Genomic DNA, 23,566 nt, shown 5'->3' on the forward strand with positions numbered 1-23,566 from the left:
GTTTTTTTGTAAAGATAGCAAAATGCGCTTTAGTAATATGTTATGGATCCCTTAATCTATATATTCAAATCCACAGTAAGGAACTAGTACTTCAGGGATTTTGATGCCTTTTGGAGTTTGGTAATTTTCTAATATACCTGCAAGTACTCTAGGTAATGCTAATGAACTTCCATTAAGTGTATGTGCTAACTGATTTTTTCCCTTCGCATCTTTAAACCTTAATTTTAAGCGATTAGCTTGATAAGATTCAAAGTTAGATACAGAACTAATCTCTAACCAACGATCTTGCGCTGTAGAGAAAACTTCGAAATCAAATGTTAGTGCAGCAGTAAATCCAATATCCCCACCACAAAGGCGTAGTATACGATACGGTAATTGTAAATCGTTAAGGATACTTTTTATATGATCTACCATTCCATCAAGAGCATTATACGAGTTTTCTGGTTTTTCGATACGCACAATTTCTACCTTATCAAATTGATGCAAACGATTTAAACCACGTACATGCGCACCATAAGAACCTGCCTCACGTCTAAAACATGGAGTATATCCCGTACAGCAAATAGGAAGATCACTTTCTTGTAATAACTCATCTCTAAACATATTGGTCACAGGAACTTCTGCAGTAGGGATAAGGTATAGATCATCTCCGGTTACATGATACATTTGCCCTTCTTTATCGGGTAATTGTCCAGTACCATATCCTGATGCTTCATTAACCAGATGAGGTACCTGAAATTCTTTATACCCTGCATCAGTATTTTTATCCAAAAAATAGCTAATCAAAGCACGTTGCAATCGAGCACCTTTACCTTTATACACAGGGAAACCAGCTCCTGTTATTTTTACACCCAATTCAAAATCAATAATATCATATTTTTTAGCAAGCTCCCAATGTGGTAACGCGCCTTCTTCTAAAACGGGTATATCACCTTCACGAAAAATTTCTTCATTGTCTTCGTCACTTTGACCATTAGGAACAGAATCGTGAGGGACATTTGGGATGGTGTACAGTAACTGGATTAATTTCTCTTGGATATCAGTAAGTTCTGTTGATAATTGCTTAGAGCTATCTTTTAATTGTGCAGTTTTCTCTTTTAACAGGTTTGCTTTTTGCTGTTCACCATTTTTAAATAGCATCCCTATTTCTTTAGAGAATTTATTAGAGTCGGCTAGAATATTGTCTAATTTAGTCTGTGTGGCACGTCGACTTTCATCCAGGCCAATAATTTCTTCTAAAACAGCAGCGGCGTCAAAATTCCTTTTTGTCAAGGCTTTTATATACGCTTCTTTGTTTGCTATGATGTTTTGTACTATTAACATGATATCTTTTTTGGGCGATTTCCGGGCTATTCGTTATATCTTTTTCTTGGCTACTCTAAGTTTGTCCAAGGGTATTAATGATCAAGAAAAAGGATGCCACTACTATCCCTATCGCAATGAAGGAGCAAATTTAAAGAAAAGTGAGGTTTTAGGTTGTAGTTCTATAGTGAATTTTAAGAAATTTATTCAAACCCATTTAAGAACATAAAAATTTATGCAATAGGGACTTCTATATTGATGACCGTACCTCTTTGAATTACAGAGTCTATGAACATATCTCCGGATAAAGTACTCAAACGAGTCTTTATGTTTTTAAACCCAATTCCATCAACTGCTTTTCCACTCTCGAAACCTACACCATCATCTTCAAAAAGTAGTTGTATCGAATCATCGTGATGATTGAGATAGATATCGATATTTTTGGCTTTAGCATGTTTAAGACAATTAGTTAATAGTTCTTGTATGATCTTAAATAATTCTTCTGTAAGAGTCGGACTAATTTGGTTAATCTGATTTTTGGGATATGGGTGAAATGATATTTGCTGACCGCTACCATTGATCACATTATTGATATATTCTTTTATCAATGAGGTAATCGGATTTTTTTGAAACTTTTTTGGGATAAGGTTGTGAGAAAAATCTCTTACCTGGTTGTAGGTCTCATCGACTTGTTTAATAATATTTGCTTCTTGATCATCGGTTTTACCAGAGTTAGAAAGCTGCAATTTTATACTTGCCAGATTACCACCAACACTATCATGTAACTCTCGTGCAAGGCGTTGTCTTTCTTTATCTTGCCCTTCCATTGTGGCTTTGATCAGATTTAATTCCTGATCCTTCATTAGCCCATATACTTTTTGAGTATTAACTTCTTCTTGAGATTTGTTGAGTGCTATTTGAGTCTTTAATTTCTGAAAATACATAAATAGCAAACCGACTACTGGTAATAGTACAGCAAGAAAACCGATCAAAAATGCTTTTTTGATAGTTCGTTGTCTTTTAAGTTCACTTTCCTTTATTAACTGCTCTTCTTTAAGTGATAATATCTCTTTCTCTTTTTGAAGTGTCTGATATTTAACCTCTAGTTCTTTTACAATTTTTTTATTTTGTTTTGTAGTGATTTGGTTAGAAACATCTACGTATTGGGTCATTAATGAATATGCATTTTTATAATTTCCACGACTTGCATACAACCCCTTTAGCATATGGATAACTTTTTTTTGCAATTCTAGCCTGTTCCATTGTACCGCATTTACATATGCAGAGTTTAATATCATTTCTGCAGAATCGTAATCTTCTAATTTATAATATACGCGACCTATTTGATATACGGCTTCTATATATAGATCATAGAAATGATTTTCTTGAGCTTGCTCTTTTGCAGGCATAAAATATTCCATTGCCTTTATGGTTCGGTCATTAAAAAGTTCGAGTCGCCCGAGTTTTAATCGAACCTCTATCGCTATTTTATTTGGAGTATCAGGGAGATCCTCTAATACAGAAAAATAATAGGATCTTGCTTTTTCAATATTGTTTTTATGAAAATAAATATCTCCTAAAAACTTTCCGGCCAGTATTATGGTTTCCTTATTCTTAGACTCTGTAATGCAGGATTCAAAAATGGGGAGCGCTAGATCATATTTTTTTTGTTCCAGATATACAGCACCCAATCCGAGTTGGTGTTTGTAATACATCGTTTGCATTTTGGGAATAGGAGAGTTGGTGATACCTTCGATAAAATGTTTCATCGCTGCATCATAGAGACCGTTTTTAAGTTTTCCGTGCCCGATAATATTGTTTGCTATAGAAAGGTATAATGGTTTGTCTGAAATATTTTCTTCTAGCGCTGTTGTTTTTAAAAGATCTCCATAATACGTTATAGAATCGGTATTGCCTGCTTGCAGGTGTATTTGAGCTATTTTTTCAATTAATTGTAGGCGCGTAATAACATCCGGACTGTTTTTAAGCTGGCGATATAATTGCGCATCTACGGTGTTAGGAATAATACCAAAAAAAGTATAATTAGTATTCTGCCTGTTGTTTTGGCTATGTGCAGAAAAGAAAAACAACAGAAGAATGCTACAAATTCCCTTTATTAAATATGAATGCATTGTAATGATTTTTGTGAACCGAAATTAAGTACACAAATTAGAGTATATAATTTCGAGTTAAAACCGTATTTCCTTGATTTTAAACTATGCAAAACTACATAAGGTTTTACAATCAAATACTATAGGTATCGAAAAATAACTTAATTTTAGCTTGTTTTATCATAAAAAAGAACGCTTTGACTCTTTTTTATGCCATAAATCATAAGACTATTTTATTCTTTTTCTTCATACTTGAGAACCCATGGATTTGTAGTAAAATAATTCCATGAAGCACTGGCCAGATCAACTTTTGGGTCGATAAGTGTTTGGTATTTTTTGCCATTAATAGATACTTTACTATGGACATAGATGGCAATATCTTTTTCTTTTATGGCATATTCGGCCTTGAGTTTTTGTGCAAATTGCCACATAGCATCTGGTTTTGATGATACTAACCGCAATTGTTTTTTGGAGAGGTAATCATTTTTGTTTATTAATTTTTGCAATGCTTTAGGATCATTTTTATCTACAAAATAGAAATTAGTAGTACCGTATCGACCTCTTAGCATCATACGCCAACTCATTCTATGACCTTCTTCTGTCCATAATACATCTCCCGGGATAATCCAGTGACGAATAGGAAGCAAGATTTGTATAACAAACCATATTGTTAGTACAGGAAGTAGAAATTTACGGTATGAAGGAATAATGACTTCTCCTGCATTATAAAATTCCTTCTTTCTCATAAACAGATGATGTACCCTTTCTCTTGTAAAGAAAAAGACGGTAAATGCCAATGATAAATATGGAAATATCCCTATTTGAAAAACAATAGAATTAAAAATATGGAAAAATACACTAAAACAAAAAGCGGCTAATCGGGTTCTCCTCCACAGTAGTAAGGGGACAATCAATAAGTCGAATAAGATACCATAATATGCAATAAAAACATGTGTCCAATGTTCCTGAAGAATGTTTCCTACAATAGGATAATTTGCTTTACCAATCATCAGGTTTTTGGCAACAGTAAAATCTAGCCAGTCTGGATATAATTTAGCTACCGATGCATAGGTATATACAATCCAGAGTTGAGCAATAATAACTAATATGCACCACCTGGGCATCGCAATTTTTTTGAGTAATGGATTTTGTTTTACATCTATCGAGAAATAATTCCCTGCTGGTAGCGTGCACATTATTATGCAAAGTAGTAATAAGAGATAGTAATGGTTGTTATAAGATGCTTTTTGCATAAAATAAACCCCTGCCCATAATATGGTATAGCCAATCATACTCCATCGATATTTAAAACCAATCATTACTAAAAGGCCAAAAACCCCCATTATGGCAAAATAATAATACATACCATTACCGGGTAAAGGTTGTAAAAAATCTAAACCAATAAAGTTAAAAGTAAATTTGGGCTCGATTAGGGTGCGAGTAACCCAGCCTGTAAAAATAGCTCCAATAGCTTCTGAAGCAATCAGGAATCCAAAAAAAACTCTAAATATAATAAGGGAACTATTATCTATATGAGTGAATAGCCAACGATTGATCATACCAAAGAATTTATAAAATCACGAGAAAAATCTTCATCTTGCTGCATAGCATCTTGTAATTGCTCTAGGGAATCAAATTTTTTCTCATCTCTAATACGTTTTATCATTTCGATCTGAATCTTTTTGTCATATAAATTAAAAGAAGTGTCAAAGAAATGAGTTTCTATCGTTTGTCGAGTGCCGTTTACCGTAGGATTTGTGCCTATATTCATCATTCCAAAATAGGTTTTGCTATCAATAAATGATTTTACAATATAGACTCCATTTTTTGGAATTAGTTTGTAATCTTCTTTGATATGTAAATTAGCTGTCGGATAGTTAAGTTTACGCCCAAGTTTTTTTCCTTCTACTACTTTACCGGTTAACATAAAGCAATACCCCAGATACGCATTTGCTTGAGTAATATTTCCATCGAATAGTGCTTTTCTGATTTTGGTAGAACTTACCGCGACATCATCAAGATCTTGTTTAGAAATTTCTTCTACAGTAAAATTATTTTGTATACCATAAGAAGCAAGATCTGTGATATTAGAATTGCGATTACGCCCAAACCGATGATCATATCCTATAATAACATGTTTTGCTTTAAGGCAATCAACAAGCATTTGTTGTACATATTCTCCCGCACTTAGACGAGAGAATTCTTTGGTAAATGGATGAATAACCAAACTGTCTAGTCCTGTCTTTTCTAATATCTGTATACGCTCATCAATAGTGTTGATAAGTTTAATATCCGAATCCTGTTGTAGTACCATTCTGGGATGTGGAAAAAATGTAAGAATAACCGACTCCAGATTGTTTTTTCTGGCACTCTCTATCAGGCGTTCTATTATTTTTTTGTGACCAATATGTACACCATCAAAAGTACCTATAGTAACTACAGAATGTATTTGGCTATCATATGTTTTTGCATTAGTATAACGTTTCATCTGTTCATTTTTGATTTGATTTCAATTGTCAGATAGAATTCGTTAATAAATAATATAACCTGTCTATTGCTAGGTAGAAAGTTATTATGATTGTTATGGCTCATTTTGAGAAGTAAGATTTTAAGCAGTTGTAAAAATAAAAAATAGTTCTGAGACATTTCTTTATTTTCCGTTAAAGGTATTCATTGTATTTGATGTTCCTGCAGTGGCAAAAGATTTAATCAAAGTGATTCCTTTTTCTAATCGTTCTGGTATAGCAGATTCTTCTTCGGGATTCCATTCTCCTAATACGTAGTCTACTTGTCTGCCTTTACCAAATTCATCACCAACTCCAAATCTAAACCTGCAATATTTAGAAGTTTGTAATTGTGCTTCGATGTCTTTAAGTCCATTATGACCGCCAGCACTGCCTTTGGATTTGAGACGGATAGTACCAAAAGAGAGGTTAATATCATCGGTAACAACCAAAAGGTTTTCTAAAGGTATTTTTTCTTTCTCTAACCAATATCGAACTGCTTTTCCGCTAAGGTTCATATAGGTATTAGGTTTGAGAAGTATAATGGTTCTTCCTTTGTATTTGTATGTAGTAAGATCGCCTAGTTTTTTGGTTTCGAAAGTGAGATTTTCTTCTTTGGCCAAAGCATCCAGAATTTTAAAACCGATATTATGACGAGTATTGTGGTATTTTGGACCAATATTACCTAGACCGGCAACAAGAAATTTTTTCATGAGATCTTCTTGATTTTCATGGGGTTGTTTAGAAAATAATTTTTTAATTATCGAAAACATGTTGTTTTTATTTGCGTGAGGGATAGGAGCGGCATCCTTTTTTTGCTGCCCTGAGCTAGTCGATGGGTTGCAAAAAAAGATACAGCATATAGCCCGGCCTCCACGTTGAAGCGTGGGGGATACGCTCCGAAAATTTTCATAAAAATAAAAAAAGCATTCTGAATTCAATTCAGAATGCTTTTATATTATATTAAAACCGTAAGATTATGCTTCTGCTGCAGGAGCTTCTGCACCTTCAGTTGCGCCTTCAGCTGCACCTTCAGTTTCTTCTTCTTCTTCTTCTTCGTCTTCAACAGCAGTACGAGATGTCTTAATCATACAGATCACTGTATTGTCTGGGTGTAGGATCGTAAAATTATCACTTGCTACATCGGTAACGGTTAATTTATTTCCGATTTTTAGGTTGGTGATATCTCCTTCGATAAGATCTGGAAGATTAGTTGCAAGACCTTTTACTTTAATACGTCTTAGGTTAAAACGTAGTACACCTCCATTAAGAACCCCTCTTGAACTTCCTGTCGTTCTGAAAGGAATCTCCATAGTGATTGGCTTATCGTCAAAAATTTCAATAAAATCGATATGTAAAATTTTATCGGTTACAGGGTGAAATTGAATATCCTGTAGGATAGCATTTATTTTTGTACCATTATCCAAAGCTATTACCACGGTATGAACGTTTGGAGTATACACTAAGTTTTTGAAAGCAATTTCTGGTGCTGCAAAGTGTACAATAGTGTCTCCACCATAAATAACACAAGGTACCTGTCCAGCATTACGTAAGGCTTTTGTTGCTTTCTTGCCTACGCTTTCTCTTTGAGATGCATTGATTGTTAATGATTTCATTTTAAAAATTTATTAATTAGTATTTACATTATAAAGTTAGAGCTGATCGACTCGTTTTTATGAACTTTGTTCATAACATCTGCAAATAGATTTGCACAGCTTACAACTTTGATTTTATTACTTTCTTGTTTTAGAGGAATAGAATCGGTTACAATTAATTCTTCTAATTTTGAGTTTTCTAATCGCTCATAAGCGCTACCCGAAAGGATAGGATGAGTACAAATAGCTCTAACACTTTTTGCACCTCTTTCGATCATTAGATCTGCTGCCTTGGTTAATGTTCCTGCGGTATCTACCATATCATCAACTAAGACTACATTTTTTCCTGTTACATCTCCAATAAGTTCCATATGTGAAATCACATTGGCTTTTGCTCTTTGTTTATAGCAAATTACTACATCGCTCGTTAATGCCTTAGAATAGGCATAAGCTCTTTTTGATCCTCCCATGTCTGGTGAGGCAATCGTAAGGTCAGTTAGATTTAGTGATCGCAGATAAGGTAAGAAAATAGTAGAGGCAAATAGATGATCTACTGGTTTTTCAAAGAATCCCTGAATTTGATCTGCATGCAAATCCATTGTAATAATTCTTGTAGCTCCTGCTGTTTCAAGCATTTTTGCAATTAATTTTGCAGCAATAGGAACTCTTGGTTTGTCTTTTCTGTCCTGTCTGGCCCATCCATAATATGGCATCACAGCAGTGATATGTCTAGCAGAAGCTCTTTTGGCAGCATCAAGCATTAATAACATTTCCATAAGATGATCAGAATTAGGATGTGTTGATCCAATAATAAAAACTCTGGATCCTCTTACAGATTCTTCAAAAGAAGGTTGGAACTCACCATCACTATAGGTCGATGTAATAACATTACCTAATTTAGCACCATAGGCAGTTGCTATTTTTTCTGCAAGTTCGGTACTTTGACTACATGTAAAAAATTTTGCTTCTGTAACTGCGGTTGGCATAGGGTAAAATGTTGTATTGTAATGAGTTAAAACTTTTTTCTGAAAACAAGGTGCAAATTTAGAAATTTATTTTCACTCTGACCTTTATTTTATTACTTATTTAATGGCCAGAAAAAAATATTTTGCTAATTTTGCCATCCGAATATGCTCGAGTGGCGGAATTGGTAGACGCGCTGGATTCAAAATCCAGTTCTTTCGGGAGTGTGGGTTCGATTCCCACCTCGAGTACTAGAAACCCTGATAAACAATTGCTTGTCAGGGTTTTGTTATTTTTAAGGGCAACTTTTAAGTCTCCGAATATCATGTTCTTAAATATGAAGCTCCATTTACATCAATGATTGCTCCTGAAGAATACAATGCCTGTTTGGATGCAAGAAATACTATTGCATGCGCTACTTCACTAGGCTTCGCCATTCTTTTGAAAGGGGATTCTAGTAGTAGACTTTCTTTTTCTTCATCTGTTAATGCACTTGTAGCCATTTCTGTATCGGTAAACCCTGGAGCAACAACACCAACTCCTATATTGTACTTTGCAAGTGATTTAGCAAGTGATTGACTCAAGGAATTGAGGCCAGCCTTACTAGATCCATATGCAGGCATGTTAGGCTCTCCTCTAAATGCTCCTCTAGATGATACATTAACAATGCGACCTCCATTATTTTTTATCATTGCTTTTGAAGCCCAGTAACAAAGATTAGCTACGGATATTAAGTTTGTGTTAATTGTTGTTTGCCAGGCATCTTTCCAATGATCAAAGTTTACATTATCAATTTCATGGAAGATTGCAACACCTGCATTATTTATCAAAACATCTAGTGTGTTGTATTTCTTAATGAAATCGCTAATAAGTGTTTTAGGAGTGCCCTCATTTGACACATCTCCTTTTAGTAAAATGTGATTCCCTCTCTTTAATAACGAAAGTGTTTCTTTGGCAGCAAGATCATTAGATCTATAGTTAATTGCAATGTTTGCACCTTTCTCTGCAAAAGCTATAGCCGTAGCTCTGCCAATACCTTTAGAACCTCCAGTAATTAATACATTTTTGTTTTCAAATTCCATTTTCTTTCAATAGTTATAGTGAATAGAAAAAATCTTTAATATCGGAAGCTAACAATTCAGGTTGTTCCATAGCAGCAAAATGACCTCCTTTTGGCATGTTTGTCCATCGTGTTACATTATATCCTTTTGACATGTATGCTTTAGGTGGTCTAGACAATTCCTTAGGAAAATTAGCATAAGCAACTGGTGGTTTCACGAAGTCATTTACTCCAAACTTCATCGGGTTTTTACTATTCTCATTATAAATTCTTATAGATGAATGAATGGTTTGTGTTATCCAATAAAGAGTAATATTGGCTAATATTTCATCTTTTGTAAATATGTTTTCAAGGTTGCCCTCATTATCACTCCAACTATTAAATTTTTCGACTATCCAAGCGCACAAACCAATAGGTGAATCATTTAATCCGTACCCCAATGTTATTGGTTTTGTGCTTTGTATATAGGCATATCCCGCTTCTCTAGATGCCCATTCTTCAAGTCCTTGATTGTATTTTATGACATCTTCAGAAAGTTCTTCTTCTGTCATATAGGGTTGAAAAGAATCAGAAACATAATTAAGGTGTATCCCTATTATATGGTCAGGATATTTCATTGCTAGTCGCGTACTAATACCAGAACCTATATCTCCTCCTTGCGCACCATATTTTTTATAACCAAGTTTGAGCATTAGTTTATGCCATACGCCTGCTACATAAGCATTGTCACATCCAGATTCTACACATTTACTAGAAAATCCGAATCCAATAACTGAAGGGATTACCAGATCAAAAGAAAAATTCTCGTCATTAGTTAATAGTGGTATGAGTTTTAGCATCTCTATAAATGAGCCTGGCCATCCATGAGTGATGATTAGAGGGATAGATTTTTCACCCTTACCTTTTATATGTAAAAAATGAATTTGATGACCATCAATTTCTGCCATAAAATTTGGAAATGCATTAATCTCCTTTTCAACTTTTCTCCAACTAAAATCATTGAGCCAGTAATTGCTTAATTCTTTCATGTATGATAAATTAGAGCCATAATTCCATTCAGAATTGTCCATTTCATCAGGCCAACGAGTGTTTTTGATTCTTAAATTCAAATCATCCAGAATTTCTTGATGCACATTTATTAAATAGGGTTTTATCATATTTTTTATTTACATTTTTATCTCAAATAAGCAACGGCTAATTTTTAGCTAAAGATGCTTTACTATATTTACCTTTTGACTATATTCATTGTTAAGCACAGTACTTTTTTATTCGTTTCCCAATGTTCTTAACTATTTCAGAATGTTCATTCTCGACTTTTTCTCGGTCTAAAGTTCCTCCCAATATTATCATCTCCTTTTTATTAAACCGTTGCCCCAATCTGTCATCAATCATCACATTTCTCATACTTTCGGCAATACCAATTTCACCTAAAAACTCATTAGGATGCCCAGCTGTACATAAAGAGATTCCATATTTGATAGTTTTCATTTTCTTAATTTTTTTTCCTTTAGTGTTATATCCATAAGCATATCCAACTGTATATACTCTATCAAACCAACCTTTCAATTTGGCAGGACAATCACTCCACCAAACGGGATACAAGAAAATTATGCAATCTGCGTTTTCAATTTTTTTCTGTTCTTTTTGTACATCTGTTGAAATTGGTAAATCTAAATTTAAAAGTCCTTCTCGCATGTATTCCTGTTCAGTCATTTCAGCTTGAAAATCCATATCGTATAAATCTGAGATTTGAAATTTTATGTTTTCGTTTCTCAAAACTTTTTTTAGTTGTCTTAATATTTTATATGTATAAGATTCTTTACTTGGATGACAATATATAATCACTACATTCATTTTATTTCCCGATTAATGATGATAAACAAATTCTAAATGGTTTTCAATAATTTCAAAAACCATTTATGGTTCTACTATATTTGATATCAGAGACCCAAACCATGTTTGCCCACTTCTATATCTTTTACAATCGTCTATCCTTTTCTTTTATTTCAAGGTCATTAATACTTGCGTACCTTTTATCCATTAGTCCATTATTATCAAATTCCCAGTTCTCATTGCCATATGCCCTAAACCATTTTCCATCTTCATTTCTATATTCGTATTCAAATCTAACGGCTATTCTATTTTCTATATGTGACCAATATTCTTTCTTTAATTTATATTCTAATTCATTTTTCCATTTTTTGGTTAAAAAAGATACTATTTTGTCTCGACCGTTAATGAATGTATTTCGATTTCGCCATTCACTATCAACAGTATATGCTAAGCTTACTTTTTCAGGATTTTGAGAATTCCAGGCATCTTCTGCTATTTGAATTTTTTGTTTTGCAGTTTCCAACGTAAATGGTGGAAGTGGGTGTTTTTGTTCCATAATTAAAATATTTATATGTTTTGCTGATGGATTTCCTTTAAACTTTGCTATTCCAAATAAATTAGTCTCCCAAAAATCAGTGAGTTTAGTAAGATGTTCTGACCATTTTTCATCTTGAATATGCCTATTAAAAATAGGACCTAATAATACATTCTTTCTGATTTTAGCATAAAAAGCATTTATCAATTGGCTCACATCTTTTCGGTTTTCTATAATCTTCATACTGCTATTGTTTAGAGTCTTCAATTACTTTGTCTAAACGTTCAGGCTTATCAAGCTTTAAAAGTGTTAAGCGAACACTACTATCCTTTCGTGCTTTTAAGTTGTGAGGTATATTTCTATTTAAAGAAATAATTGCTCCTTTTTTTAGTAAATGAACATCTTCCTAAATTCCAAATTCAATTTCTCCTTCCAAAACATGAACTATTATTGGAAATGGTGCTTTGTGCTCTTTCATTATCTGTTTCCGCTTCAATAGAATTCTAATCTCTCTTGAAAACGACGATTCTAAAATGACTTTCGTAATAATACTATCATCATTATAGTGTATATGTTCATTAAATGATTCTATTCTCATTTTTGGTTTCTAATTTGATTTTTTATTACTTAAGTTGACGTTCATTTCTAAGTATTGTGCTTAACGTGTTTGTGTATCATCACTTGCCATAGCAATTAATGATACATGGTTTTAGGTGCTTTTTTAGTTTCATTTTAATTAATAGACTTATTGAGTACATTATTTAAATAATTCTATTAATGGACTTCCACTATTTCCACTTGGCAATTGAAGATTAAGCATCATTGTTAGTGTTGATGATATGTCAATAGGTGAAACTTTCCTAACTGATTCTCCATGCGTTATTCCATTTCCAAACCAAAGTAAAGGAACATGAGTATCATAACTATAACCTGAACCATGAATGGTTCCTTTTACTGAAGATACCTCAATTTCAGGATCATCATCTTGAACTAAACCAGCATCAAAAGTTATAAGAACATCGCCAGATCTTTTATGTTGATATCCATTTTGAATGAGCTCTCTTAAACCAGAATTATATTGACTGGTTTGTAAGTGATAGGCAGTTAAAGCACCACTAATTCCTTCAAGATTTACTAAAAAATTTGCAGCATCTTGTTGAATACTTTCTAATTGTAATTTTTTCTCATTGATGATATTTCTGTTCAAATACAACTGATCTCCATCGAAATTTTGAATCCATGAACCTTCTCCATATTTAGTGTTCAAATAGTTACTTAATTGGTCTTTATATCTTGTTATTCTCGCGACTCCAGTAGGAATTTTTAGATCATTTAAATAAGAGGCTATTGGAACTGCACCATGATCAGAGGTAAGAAATAGTGTATATTCGCCTTTACCAATTTCTTTGTCTAAGTATCTTAGAAGTTTACCTATTTCAAGATCCAATCTTATATAAATGTCCTCTATTTCAACTGAATTTGGGCCGAATATATGTCCAGCTTTATCCGTAACAGAATAGCTAATAGTGAGCATATCTGTTTCTTCATCATTACCCAATTTTTCATTTTTAACTACATCCATAGCGAATTCAGTGAGTAATGTATTTCCAGCTGGTGAAAACCCTAACATCAAATATTCTATATTTCTTTTTCTATATTTTTCTCTAAGTTTTTTGAAATCATAAGGGAAGGTTGGGCTGTTTTCTCCAAGGACAACCTCATATTTGTTGTTATCCCCATAGCTTTCAGTATAGCTCTCTATCGGGAATAACGTATTCCAAACAGTATCTAAATATTTGCTCGATTTCTCTAATTTATTAAACTGACTTACCCATTTAGGTAATTCATTCATATAATAAGAACTCGAAACAAAATAGCCTGGACTTGTTTCGATATCATGCCAGTATGCTGCATTGGCAAGATGACCACCAGGTAATACAGCTGCTCTGTCTTTTAATGAAACACTAATTACTTTTGATCTGAAATTAGTATTCAGACGTAGTTGGTCAGAAATTGTAGTCGTCAATAACTGTTTGGGTGAAGCTCCTGTATTATTTTGCTTCTTGCTACCAATTAAAACTACGGTAGTATCTTCCACACTGCTGGTATAGCTCTTTTTATACCGATTGTACCAACTATTACCTATAATACCATGCATTGCTGGTGTTGTACCTGTATATATTGATGAGTGACCTGGTGCAGTAGCTGTTGGCGTAAAATTATATTGGGTGTTTTTAAAATTGAATCCATCGCGTAAAATTCTTTTAAAACCATCTTCGCTATATTTTTTTGCATATCTATATAATTGTTCAGACCTCATTTGATCTACTACAATTCCAACGACCAATTTTGGTTTTTTTAAGTCATCAGACTGTGCATAAGAAAAATTTGAGCTAATTAGATATAATATTAAAATAGATATTATTCTTTTTGACTTTATTAGGGTGTTCATCAAATTTTATTGTGTTGATTATTAAATCTGTTTATGTATATATTATAATTTTTCTTTAAGTGCTTTTCTCCAAAAGTATATTGCAAATACAAAGGTTACAATGGCAAACATAATTCCATTCTCTCCAAGCCAATGTTCAGTTCCTTCGATTTTTTCTGTTAAAGGTGGGAATACTTTTTGAACAAATACATTACTTACCGAGTGAAAAATTACTGCTGGCCATATACTTTTAGATTTAAAAGTATAGTAAGTCATAATAAATGACATCGAAATTACAAAAACAAAAAAAGTTGTAAATTCCAAAGTGACATTTTCACTGTAATATAATAGTATTGGCCAATGCCACAATGCCCAGATGAATCCCACAAAAAGGGATACACCGGTAAAAGAAAGAACTTTTCTTGATTCATAGATTAAAAAACCTCGCCAGCCTATTTCTTCTCCTAAAACCGTTGCCATTGCTCTTATAACACCGACAGTTCCTAGCAAAACAATACCTATAATTATAACAAATGTTGGTTTTAATGTCCCAAATCCAACTAATCCAAGTTCTTTAGCCCATTCCATAATGCTCTCTACATTCGATAATTCTCCTAATCCAAAAAACCAAATGAGTATATAGGTAATGAAGACATATATAGCAGGAGTAAAATAAGACCAGCGAATATATTTCAAATCTGCCCAATTCCAATGTAAGGAAGAAATAGGTCGTCCTTTTATTTTAAGTGTAATTATTGCGGCTATTGCCGGACACCACATAAGCGCTCCAACGTATATTCTAGAAGGATATAAATTAACAATTGCAAGATAAAACGGGGTGCTTACAATTGAAACAATAATTAGGAAAATAAAAATTGTATTCCAAGTTTCTTTGCGTTTCGATAAATTCTTTGACATTTACATTTGATTTTAATTAAAAATTAAGAGAGAACCAAGGGATGGATAACATCACCTAATTCACTACAGCTATTAATCAGAAAAACACTACTAACCATAAACTTTGTTCATTCTGAAAAAGTAAGTTTCGTTAACATTAATTCCGCTTGAATTTATCAACCATTTGTTTAAATTGTTTTTAAAAGTCACCTTTATTTTTTCAAAATATTTATCTGTTTTTATTTCCATTTATTCGTGAATGTTAACTATATTTTGATGCCTCTTCTTTTAATGAAACGAATAGCTCCTGCACAGACTTATATTTAAGCGTTGTGGAAGGTTGTCCTGAATAAAATGCAACCAAGTCTAACTTGTTCTGTTCTATGGCAGCCTTTCTCAACGGGCTTAAAAAAGCACTTTGAATTGGGTAAGGAGCTGTAATTTTGATGTTATTATTTTCTTTAGAAAAACCAGTTGAAATTACTCGGGCTAATCTTCCTGTATAAACTTTGGTGAGATCGGTTTTAATAGTTTCACTAGTTAGTAATTTAGATTTATGGAGATCTGAAGCATTTGACTCATTCGTTGCCAAAAAAGCTGTTCCAATTTGGGCTGCGCCAGCACCCAGTTTTAACACATCAGCAATGTCTTTTCCATTAGAAATGCCCCCAGCTGCGATTACAGGTGTACTAACATTATCGACTACCTGATGAATCAAAAGTCGCGTACAGGTCAAAGATTCGTCTGCGGATTTCATAAAAGAAGCGCGATGTCCTCCAGCTTCCGACCCAGATGCAATTACCAAGTCAATCCCTGCTTCCTCTATCATAACGGCTTCATCAAGTGTAGTTGCAGTAGCCATGCTAGTAATTCCTCTTTTTTTCAATTCAAGAATTATCTCCTTTGATGGTATTCCAAAGATAAAACTAGCCACGTGAGGCCTGGCTTTTAGAACAGATTCTACTTGTAATTCGAAATTTTGTGTTTTTGGATTGGGCATTTCAGGAAGAGGAACCTTCAATTGTTCAAAATAAGGCGTGAAAGCTTTTTTCAATGCATCAAAATCTTTCTTTTCAAAACTATTAGTAGGGTCATCTTTAAACGGAACCCAAAGATTAAGCATGTAGGCTTTATCAGTTGAACGTTTAATATCTTCGTCAATCTTCAATATTTCTTCTGGACTATAGGAATTGAGTCCAAATGAACCCAAACCCCCTAAATTTGAAACGGAAGAAACCAATTTGACGGAAGAATATTTTCCGCCAAATGGTCCTTGAATAATTGGATATTTTATTCTAAGCAACTCGGATGCTCGTGTTTTATTCCACATGTGTAAATAATTTATTGACAATCTTCCAATCTTCGTTAATTTTAGCTAAAGACAAAAAGTCGAAATAATGGTAACCTAACATGGGTAATTGTGCCTTTACTATCGCATTATTGCCCAATATCTCTATGGAAAGTATTTCCATTTTAAAATCTTCGCCTAAGTCTCTCGGACTTTTTCTGCTTTTAACGCCATCTATATATTCTGTTATAGCTTTGAAATAGGGAACGCCTTTAATATCTCCGAAAAGTAGAGTTTCTGAATGAAAAACTTCTTTTAACTGAACTACGTCACCGTTATAAATACCTTCAAAATAATTTTGGAGAACAGCTTGTATTTCTTCTAATTGCTTACTGAACATGATTTAATAGATTTAATTTTTTCTAGCAATGTTTTAGCTACTAAACCTGCAGATTGTGGATTCTGGCCAGAAATTAATAAACCATCGGATACCGCAAAAGAAGACCAATCAGCTCCTTTCTTATAAATGGCACCATTCTGTATCAACATGTCTTCAATTAAAAATGGAACTATTTTGGTTAGTCCAACAGCAGCCTCTTCACCATTTGTAAATCCAGTAACTTTTTTACCTTTTACTAACGCTTGACCGCTTTGATCTTTCACGTTTTGCAGAGCTGCAGGAGCATGGCATACAAAAGCAATTGGCTTGTCGTTGTTGTAAAATGATTCTATTAATTTAATAGAGTTAGTGTCTTCGGCTAAATCCCAAAGCGGACCATGTCCTCCAGGATAAAATACTGCATCATAATCTTCATGACTCACTTCGCTCAATTTTAATGTTTTACTAAATTTTCTCTGTGTTTTAGAATCACTGTAAAATCGTTTAGTCGTTTCAGTCTGAAAATCAGGTGATGTACTTTTAGGGTCAATTGGGGGTTGACCTCCTTTTGGAGACGCAATTACCACTTTTACTCCTTGATCAACTAATTCGTAATAGGGTGTTGCAAATTCTTCAATCCAGAGTCCTGTTTTTTTATCAGTATCTCCCAACTTATCATGAGAGGTAACTACAAATAGAACTTTTGTTTTTTTTAATTTTTGAGAATACCCTGCAGTGCTCATTAAGGCCAAAACTCCTACTAAGATGATTTTATGTAAATTTTTCATTTCGAATTTATCTAATTGTTTATAGATTTTTTTAGATAGCGTGACCAACGAAGTGACCCCCTGCTAAGTTAATAGTTTCTCCTGTTATAAAGTCGGCGCTGGCTAAATAGTAAGCTGCTTCGGCGATTTCATTTACTTCTCCTATTCTGTTCAGTAAATGGACCAGCATTGTTAATCAGAACATCAACTGAGTCGAATTTTTCCAAGGCCAGCGCCACTAATTTTTGTCCAGTTTCTCGCTTGCTTATATCTCCGGCCAAATAGAAAGCATTTAAAGGAGACTCGAACTCTTCATAGGTTTTCTTCAAATTTTCTTCATTTGAAGAATTCATTATAACATTGCTCTCTTTTTTCAATAAAGTGTTTTGCAATTTCCAGATGATGCACCTGTAATAATTACCGTTTTGTTTTTCATTATTTTTCTATATTTATTTATTAAGTTCTGAATATTGTTTCCCTCTCACTCCCCAGTTATCCTGTGGCACTTCATCAATTACTACGTGCGTGGTTTCTGGATTTTTATTTAGTATGTCAACAACTAATTGAGTTGCTCCTGCAATTAATTGTTGCTTTTGTCTTTTTGTCAACCCTTCATCAGTAACTTTAATATTTATGTATGGCATAACTTTTCTATTCAGATTATTATTTATTTACATTCCAAAATTGAAGAATTTGAATTCAGTCTAATAGGATGTAAATCACGAATTTTATGTGAGGTATATCACATAGAAATAAATTAAATATGAATCATAAACCCTCCCTGAAGTATTTTATCAAAAACCGGGTCATAACTAAGTACAAAAAAACCTCGAATAGGCAATTTTTTACTTGCATAGTATTTCCTTAGACCAATATTGGTTTTGATTACTCTTTCGGTAAGGAAATTATATTCGGAATCCAATAATAAACTATACTGATTTGAAAAATTATAAAAGAGCGATGCCGATAGTTCTTTATTGTACAGATATGTTATCGTTGCATTGATTTTTTTTGATTGATATTCTACTGCGGTAAAGAAAAAATCAGATTCTATATAACCCGCAACACTTACTTTATCGTACTTAAATTTTACATGATGAGCTAATACTCCACTATGATTAAAAACACCGTAGGAAATCGCTGATTTTGAATTCAAATTATAGCGTAATTTTATTCCCGTACGCCCACCGATTATCTTCGCTTGGGCATTTGTCTCTACTTGACTCTGCCACGTTGTTGGATTTGGTCTTAACTCTGTGGTCGGGGTAGTCATTGCCCCTATGTGAATTGCTAATTTTTTATGTGGAGTAATGATGATTTCATAAGCACTAAAACCGCTTATTTCTTCATTATTTTCAAGACGCATAGCACCGAAAGACCGTATTTTTAATGTTGGACTCAGTCTGTTGCTTATCATAATACCGGTCTGCAATGAGACGAAATTTGTATTACTTAACTCGTCAAGTTTAATTCCGGTCGAACTGTTCAATCCTAAGTAAACTCTATCCAGAGTGAAATTGTCATCAATATCAATTTTTGTTATTTGGGCAGTACAAGTTGACCAAACAATCGTCAAGCATAAAAAAAAGAAACATTTTTTCATTGCTGCAAATGGAATTAGAGGAAAGATAACTAAAGGTGTAAGTAGTATTATTTACACCTTGTTAAAAAAATTAATCCCATTTGGAATTTATAGATAAGGCATATTTTCCTGCGCCTGTAAAGAATACTACAATTGCACCAAAGAAATAGAGGGCTTGAAGTTCGATTCCCCAACCACCAAACTGATTAAGAGAAAAAATATCGGAACTATGCCCAAGTAAAATAGCAACTAAGAAAAAGAAAGCTAAAATTAAACTGCCCAAGCGTGCTTTGTAACCAATTACAATGAGTATTGGAGCAATTATTTCTCCTATAAAACCTCCATATGCCAGAAATTCTGGCATTCCAATACCATTAAGTAAGCTCTTAATGAAAGCGTAGTTGGAATTCATATTTGCAATACCGTGAAATACTATCAATATTCCAACAGTGCATCTGAGCAATAATAACCCTATATCACTATTTTTTTCTGTTTTTAATGCTTTCATATTTTTCTTTTTAGATTAAAATTATATATGATGCAAAGTTGAAAAGTAAGAGGTTAATCTTATAGGAGCTATATCACAATATTTGTGTGAGGTAAGTCACGTTAATTTGAAAGTTAAATTTTTGTCAGTAATATGAAGGCTAATCATTTAGTCTGCTCAAGGTTTCACGAGAGACGCCTAAATAAGAGGCAATTAATCTTTTAGGAACACGTTGAAAGAGTTCAGGATACTTCTTGAAAAACATGTCATGGCGTTCCTTTGCTGTGTTTTTAAGTAAGGAAAGAATTCTATTTTGAAGTGCGATGTAACCCAATTTTGTCTTTTTTGCCCAAAACCTTTCCATTTTGTGCATTTCAGCTTTGAGCTTCTCACGGTTTTGATAAGTTATATATAAGAGCTCACAATCTTCAATGCAATCTACAGAAATATTAGCTACTTTCTGATTAGTAAAGGCATCGTAATCGGTCACCCACCAATTCTCCATCGCAAATTGCAAAATATGTTCTTTCCCAGTATTATCAAAAAAATAGGATTTTAAACAACCTTTAATTACCCAGAATTCTTTATCAACTAGATCATCTTCTTGTATAATGAACTGATTTTTCCGTTTATTTACAGCGGTAAAGTGTCCTAAGATATAGTCAAACTCCTTGTCTGTGAGAGGAACAATTTCATCAATATGTATTTTTAGTGGATGTAATTCCATTTTAATAGAGGGTTTACATTCTATAATAGTAAAATTTATATAGGCCAATATATTGAAATCTTTGAATAGAATTGGCATCAAATGCAAATTAGATGGCTATCTGAGTTGTTTTCAATTGAATACTGAAGGCTTTTCTAGTCATTTTATATTTATTGACTTTTGATGAAAAGTAATCTAGCCAGAAGTGGTTATATTCTTCTTCAATTTTTAAAACGCCTGATATAGAGCTACTCTTCTTCAAGTCACCTCCCTTTTTAATCCCGAATTAACTAAATCAATATGAGATGTGGTAATAAATAATACTTTTGATTATTTAATTTCTTTTATAGTAGTTTTATCATTTCAATGGCTACAAATGATGCAGATGCTGGATTTTGACCAGTCACTATGCTTCCGTCTGCAACAACATATGATTCAAAAGGTGACGTATGCGAAAATATTGCCCCTTGTTTTATCAATTCTTCATCAAGCATAAACGGGATTACATCTCCTAATAAATGCTTATCAATATCCTCCTCTGCTTTTGTAAACGAGTTAATTTTTTTTCCTTCTAATAAGTTGCTACCGTCTGATAGAATAACATTGAGTAAAGCACTTGGTCCGTGACATACTGCACCAATAACTTTTTCATTTTCATAGGTTTCTTTAATGATTTTTTTAACCAATGGATTATCGACCATATCTGTCATTAATCCGAGACCGCCTGGGAAGAAAATAGCATCATATGCATCAATGTCTACATTAACTAGTTTATGACTAAAATTCAGTCTTTTAAATCCATTACTTTCTTTAAACTTCTTGCTGATTTTTTGGGACGAATTGTAGCCTACAAATGGTGGGGTTCCTCCCAAAATACTTGCGAAATCTACTGTGTATCCATCATTAATAAATTCAAAATAAGGATCGGCAATTTCTGAAAATTCGTATCCAGCAGGGTGTTTCCCTGTACCAGTTATATCGGTGCTGGTCACAATAAAGAGTATATGTTTCATTTAATTTTTTTTTAAATTGAGAATAGAGGAAACTCTAGTTTTTAGACTAGAGTTTCCTCTATCTAATACTATTATAGATTAGTAGTTATAATGTGGTGATTTCATGTCTCTACTTGCGTCTTCCACAATTTCCCCATCAAAAATCTTTGTTTGAAAGCTTACGCCAAAAGCTCTTGGTTCATTTGGAAAATAGTCCCATGCGAATTTTTGAGCACTTTCTAATGAACTAAATTCATATAAACCACCTACCGTGTTAGAATTTAAACCTGAAAGCCATGTTTTTCTAACAAAACCTTCTTGTTTTTTAATTCCTTCATTAATTTTTTTCCAAGGAACTTCTGTAAATGGAACCGAAATTTGCAACTCTGTGTAAACGAAAACTTTTTTTAACTCACTCATGTTTTTTTATGTTTTTTAATCATCTAGCTGAATTGCCAAATGACCATACAAAGTTGATGAGTATTGAAGATTTAAAAGTTGTCTTATGACAACGGTTTATGAATTTTAGATTTGGAGGGTTTATTTCTTGTAATGAGCACTCCTAGAATAATAATAAAGCCTCCAATAAGGTGATACGTATGTAAGCTTTCGTTAAAAAAGATAGCGAGTATTGCTGCTGACAAAGGAACAATATTCATAAAAATCCCTGCTTTATCTGCTCCAGTAATTTTAACTCCTTTTTGCCATAAAAAATAGGCTAGAGCAGTTCCCAAACACCCAATTCCAAATGTAGCCATCCAAAAACCGTTTGTGTGTGTTGTAATCACTTCCATTTCACTAATTGGTATTAGCATTAAGAAACCTATTAGACAACAAGAACTTGTTAGAAGGGTGAAATTTAAATTCGAAATTGTTGTGCCATATTTTTTAACCCAAACATGATGTAGTGCGAAAAATACATTAGCAATTAATATGAGAATATCTCCATAATTAAATTGAAGGTTTTTGAGGTTGGTAACTTCCCCATTTAAGATGACATACGTAACTCCCATAAAAGCAATGAAAACACCAAGAACTTGTGTTTTTTTAATGGATGTTTTCAATATTTTATGTGAAAAAAGAATCGTTAACGCAGGATTTAAACTTACAATGAGAGCTGCGTTAACAGCAGAGCTATTCATTAATCCTAGAAAGAAAAATATATTAAAGCCAAAGAGACCGACGAACCCTGTTAAAGAAATACCCTTTATATTTTTAGTGATTAATTGTGAGTTAGGTAATTTTTTAAATCCTAAAAAAACTAATGCTCCAACTCCAAATAAGAAGCGCCAAAAACCAGCTTCAATAAAGTTAACTTCATGTAGTATTATTTTTGCTAAATGAAAATTTAGCCCTAAAAAAATAGTTGCGAGAATTAAGTAAAGTACTGCTTTCATAGATTAAATACTTTACAAGTATAAAGATGAGAAATTAAAGATACTTGAAGCAATAGAAATTGTGTTATGACAACATTTACATATTATTCAATTTTGCTCGTAATTTACTCAACGTAGAATTAGTCATGCCTAAATAAGATGCAACTGCTTTACTCGAAATACGGGACAGTAATTTCGGTTCGTGCTCCATAACCCATTTAAGTTTGTCAATTCCTTCCATCCCTAAAAAACTATAAATTCGCATTTGTGAATGAATAAATGCAAATTCTATAAATTGATGATATATTGTTGCAAATTGTGGAACAGTATCTACTAACTTAAAAAAATCCTCTCTACCTATCACTAATAGTTCTGAAGCTTCGTGTGATACTAAAAAATCTCTTGAAGGTTTTTGTAAAACAAAACTTGTTATGGCAGACATTATACTGTCTTCTAATGCAAAATAGCCTGTAACTTCATTTCCTTTGGTATCAATCTCGTACATTCGTAGGCAGCCTTTACATATAAAATAAAAATATTTACATGTTTGGCCAATATTACACAGCATTTCATTTCTATCTGTTTTCAAAGGTTTAAAACAGGCAGTTATTTGCTGTAATTCTTTTTGTCCTATTTTTCCGTGACTTTTTATGTGTTTTTCTAGTTCTTGATACACTTTTAATTTTTAGAGTTAATTAATCTACGATGTGAAAGTAAGAAGTATCATTTGTACAATTATTGTTCTATGACCACCTTTT

General features: G+C 33.1%; 25 protein-coding genes and 1 tRNA gene. 1 reads left to right on the top strand and 25 read right to left on the bottom strand.

The window, feature by feature from the left end; translation table 11 throughout:
- Positions 1–51 precede the first annotated feature (51 nt).
- The 7 genes from serS to AAFU52_RS11045 all read right to left on the bottom strand — a co-directional run bounded on the left by serS (position 52) and on the right by AAFU52_RS11045 (position 8,498).
- Complete coding sequence (gene serS, locus AAFU52_RS11015; protein ID WP_438426423.1) at positions 52–1,323, bottom strand: serine--tRNA ligase; 1,272 nt, start codon at positions 1,321–1,323, stop codon at positions 52–54.
- Between the two features lie 212 nt (positions 1,324–1,535).
- Complete coding sequence (locus AAFU52_RS11020) at positions 1,536–3,434, bottom strand: tetratricopeptide repeat-containing sensor histidine kinase (protein WP_024769887.1); 1,899 nt, start codon at positions 3,432–3,434, stop codon at positions 1,536–1,538.
- 212 nt (positions 3,435–3,646) lie between these two features.
- Positions 3,647–4,972 carry an HTTM domain-containing protein gene (locus AAFU52_RS11025; RefSeq protein WP_024769886.1) on the bottom strand — a complete coding sequence of 442 codons (1,326 nt, stop codon included), beginning with the start codon at positions 4,970–4,972 and terminating at the stop codon, positions 3,647–3,649.
- Positions 4,969–5,901 (bottom strand): bifunctional riboflavin kinase/FAD synthetase, encoded by a 933-nt coding sequence (locus tag AAFU52_RS11030; RefSeq protein ID WP_024769885.1) that lies wholly within the window; start codon positions 5,899–5,901, stop codon positions 4,969–4,971. The genes AAFU52_RS11025 and AAFU52_RS11030 overlap by 4 nt, the downstream gene beginning before the upstream one ends.
- A gap of 162 nt (positions 5,902–6,063) precedes the next feature.
- Positions 6,064–6,630: an aminoacyl-tRNA hydrolase gene (gene pth, locus AAFU52_RS11035; protein WP_241461405.1), complete on the bottom strand. Its 567-nt coding sequence runs from the start codon at positions 6,628–6,630 to the stop codon at positions 6,064–6,066.
- Positions 6,631–6,894: 264 nt separating this feature from the next.
- Positions 6,895–7,533, bottom strand: a complete 639-nt coding sequence (locus tag AAFU52_RS11040; RefSeq protein WP_438426424.1) for a 50S ribosomal protein L25/general stress protein Ctc — start codon at positions 7,531–7,533, stop codon at positions 6,895–6,897.
- 23 nt (positions 7,534–7,556) lie between these two features.
- Positions 7,557–8,498, bottom strand: coding sequence for a ribose-phosphate pyrophosphokinase (locus AAFU52_RS11045; protein ID WP_024769882.1), 942 nt, complete (start codon positions 8,496–8,498; stop codon positions 7,557–7,559).
- Between the two features lie 146 nt (positions 8,499–8,644).
- On the opposite strand from AAFU52_RS11045, the gene AAFU52_RS11050 reads away from it, so the two are divergent.
- Positions 8,645–8,726: transfer RNA gene (locus tag AAFU52_RS11050), tRNA-Leu, on the top strand.
- A gap of 72 nt (positions 8,727–8,798) precedes the next feature.
- Here the strand turns inward: AAFU52_RS11050 and AAFU52_RS11055 are convergent.
- The 18 genes from AAFU52_RS11055 to AAFU52_RS11140 all read right to left on the bottom strand — a co-directional run bounded on the left by AAFU52_RS11055 (position 8,799) and on the right by AAFU52_RS11140 (position 23,484).
- Positions 8,799–9,557 carry an SDR family oxidoreductase gene (locus AAFU52_RS11055; protein ID WP_024769881.1) on the bottom strand — a complete coding sequence of 253 codons (759 nt, stop codon included), beginning with the start codon at positions 9,555–9,557 and terminating at the stop codon, positions 8,799–8,801.
- Between the two features lie 13 nt (positions 9,558–9,570).
- A complete protein-coding gene (locus tag AAFU52_RS11060) occupies positions 9,571–10,692 on the bottom strand; it encodes an epoxide hydrolase family protein (RefSeq protein ID WP_438426425.1) in 1,122 nt (373 codons plus the stop codon).
- A 91-nt stretch (positions 10,693–10,783) separates the two neighbouring features.
- Positions 10,784–11,389, bottom strand: a complete 606-nt coding sequence (locus tag AAFU52_RS11065; protein WP_438426426.1) for an NAD(P)H-dependent oxidoreductase — start codon at positions 11,387–11,389, stop codon at positions 10,784–10,786.
- Between the two features lie 124 nt (positions 11,390–11,513).
- Entirely contained in the window at positions 11,514–11,924 is a 411-nt protein-coding gene (locus AAFU52_RS11070) for a DUF1348 family protein (protein ID WP_438426632.1), read from the bottom strand.
- 736 nt (positions 11,925–12,660) lie between these two features.
- Positions 12,661–14,355: an alkaline phosphatase PafA gene (pafA, locus tag AAFU52_RS11075; protein WP_024769877.1), complete on the bottom strand. Its 1,695-nt coding sequence runs from the start codon at positions 14,353–14,355 to the stop codon at positions 12,661–12,663.
- 42 nt (positions 14,356–14,397) lie between these two features.
- A complete protein-coding gene (locus AAFU52_RS11080) occupies positions 14,398–15,252 on the bottom strand; it encodes a CPBP family intramembrane glutamic endopeptidase (protein ID WP_024769876.1) in 855 nt (284 codons plus the stop codon).
- A gap of 241 nt (positions 15,253–15,493) precedes the next feature.
- Complete coding sequence (locus AAFU52_RS11085; protein ID WP_438426427.1) at positions 15,494–16,561, bottom strand: NAD(P)H-dependent flavin oxidoreductase; 1,068 nt, start codon at positions 16,559–16,561, stop codon at positions 15,494–15,496.
- A complete protein-coding gene (locus AAFU52_RS11090) occupies positions 16,551–16,919 on the bottom strand; it encodes a nuclear transport factor 2 family protein (RefSeq protein ID WP_438426428.1) in 369 nt (122 codons plus the stop codon). Before AAFU52_RS11090 ends, AAFU52_RS11085 begins: the two co-directional genes overlap by 11 nt.
- Positions 16,901–17,686 (bottom strand): type 1 glutamine amidotransferase domain-containing protein, encoded by a 786-nt coding sequence (locus AAFU52_RS11095; protein ID WP_035091325.1) that lies wholly within the window; start codon positions 17,684–17,686, stop codon positions 16,901–16,903. Before AAFU52_RS11095 ends, AAFU52_RS11090 begins: the two co-directional genes overlap by 19 nt.
- Positions 17,687–17,814: 128 nt before the next feature.
- Positions 17,815–18,057: an SDR family NAD(P)-dependent oxidoreductase gene (locus AAFU52_RS11100; RefSeq protein WP_438426429.1), complete on the bottom strand. Its 243-nt coding sequence runs from the start codon at positions 18,055–18,057 to the stop codon at positions 17,815–17,817.
- Between the two features lie 57 nt (positions 18,058–18,114).
- Positions 18,115–18,309: a tautomerase family protein gene (locus AAFU52_RS11105; protein ID WP_024769872.1), complete on the bottom strand. Its 195-nt coding sequence runs from the start codon at positions 18,307–18,309 to the stop codon at positions 18,115–18,117.
- A 113-nt stretch (positions 18,310–18,422) separates the two neighbouring features.
- Positions 18,423–19,082 carry a hypothetical protein gene (locus AAFU52_RS11110; protein ID WP_438426430.1) on the bottom strand — a complete coding sequence of 220 codons (660 nt, stop codon included), beginning with the start codon at positions 19,080–19,082 and terminating at the stop codon, positions 18,423–18,425.
- 256 nt (positions 19,083–19,338) lie between these two features.
- A complete protein-coding gene (locus tag AAFU52_RS11115; protein ID WP_024769870.1) occupies positions 19,339–19,755 on the bottom strand; it encodes a DoxX family protein in 417 nt (138 codons plus the stop codon).
- Between the two features lie 139 nt (positions 19,756–19,894).
- Positions 19,895–20,461 (bottom strand): Crp/Fnr family transcriptional regulator, encoded by a 567-nt coding sequence (locus tag AAFU52_RS11120; RefSeq protein ID WP_024769869.1) that lies wholly within the window; start codon positions 20,459–20,461, stop codon positions 19,895–19,897.
- A 323-nt stretch (positions 20,462–20,784) separates the two neighbouring features.
- Positions 20,785–21,453, bottom strand: coding sequence for a type 1 glutamine amidotransferase domain-containing protein (locus AAFU52_RS11125; RefSeq protein ID WP_035091322.1), 669 nt, complete (start codon positions 21,451–21,453; stop codon positions 20,785–20,787).
- Positions 21,454–21,531: 78 nt separating this feature from the next.
- A complete protein-coding gene (locus AAFU52_RS11130) occupies positions 21,532–21,852 on the bottom strand; it encodes a YdhR family protein (RefSeq protein ID WP_024769868.1) in 321 nt (106 codons plus the stop codon).
- An 83-nt stretch (positions 21,853–21,935) separates the two neighbouring features.
- Positions 21,936–22,829 (bottom strand): DMT family transporter, encoded by an 894-nt coding sequence (locus tag AAFU52_RS11135; protein ID WP_024769866.1) that lies wholly within the window; start codon positions 22,827–22,829, stop codon positions 21,936–21,938.
- Positions 22,830–22,905: 76 nt separating this feature from the next.
- The gene (locus AAFU52_RS11140) at positions 22,906–23,484 is read right to left on the bottom strand and encodes a Crp/Fnr family transcriptional regulator (RefSeq protein WP_438426431.1); all 579 of its coding nucleotides are present in this window, start codon (positions 23,482–23,484) and stop codon (positions 22,906–22,908) included.
- Positions 23,485–23,566: the final 82 nt, after the last annotated feature.

Source organism: Aquimarina macrocephali (assembly GCF_051627225.1).
In the GTDB taxonomy this organism is placed as follows: Bacteria; Bacteroidota; Bacteroidia; order Flavobacteriales; family Flavobacteriaceae; genus Aquimarina; species Aquimarina macrocephali.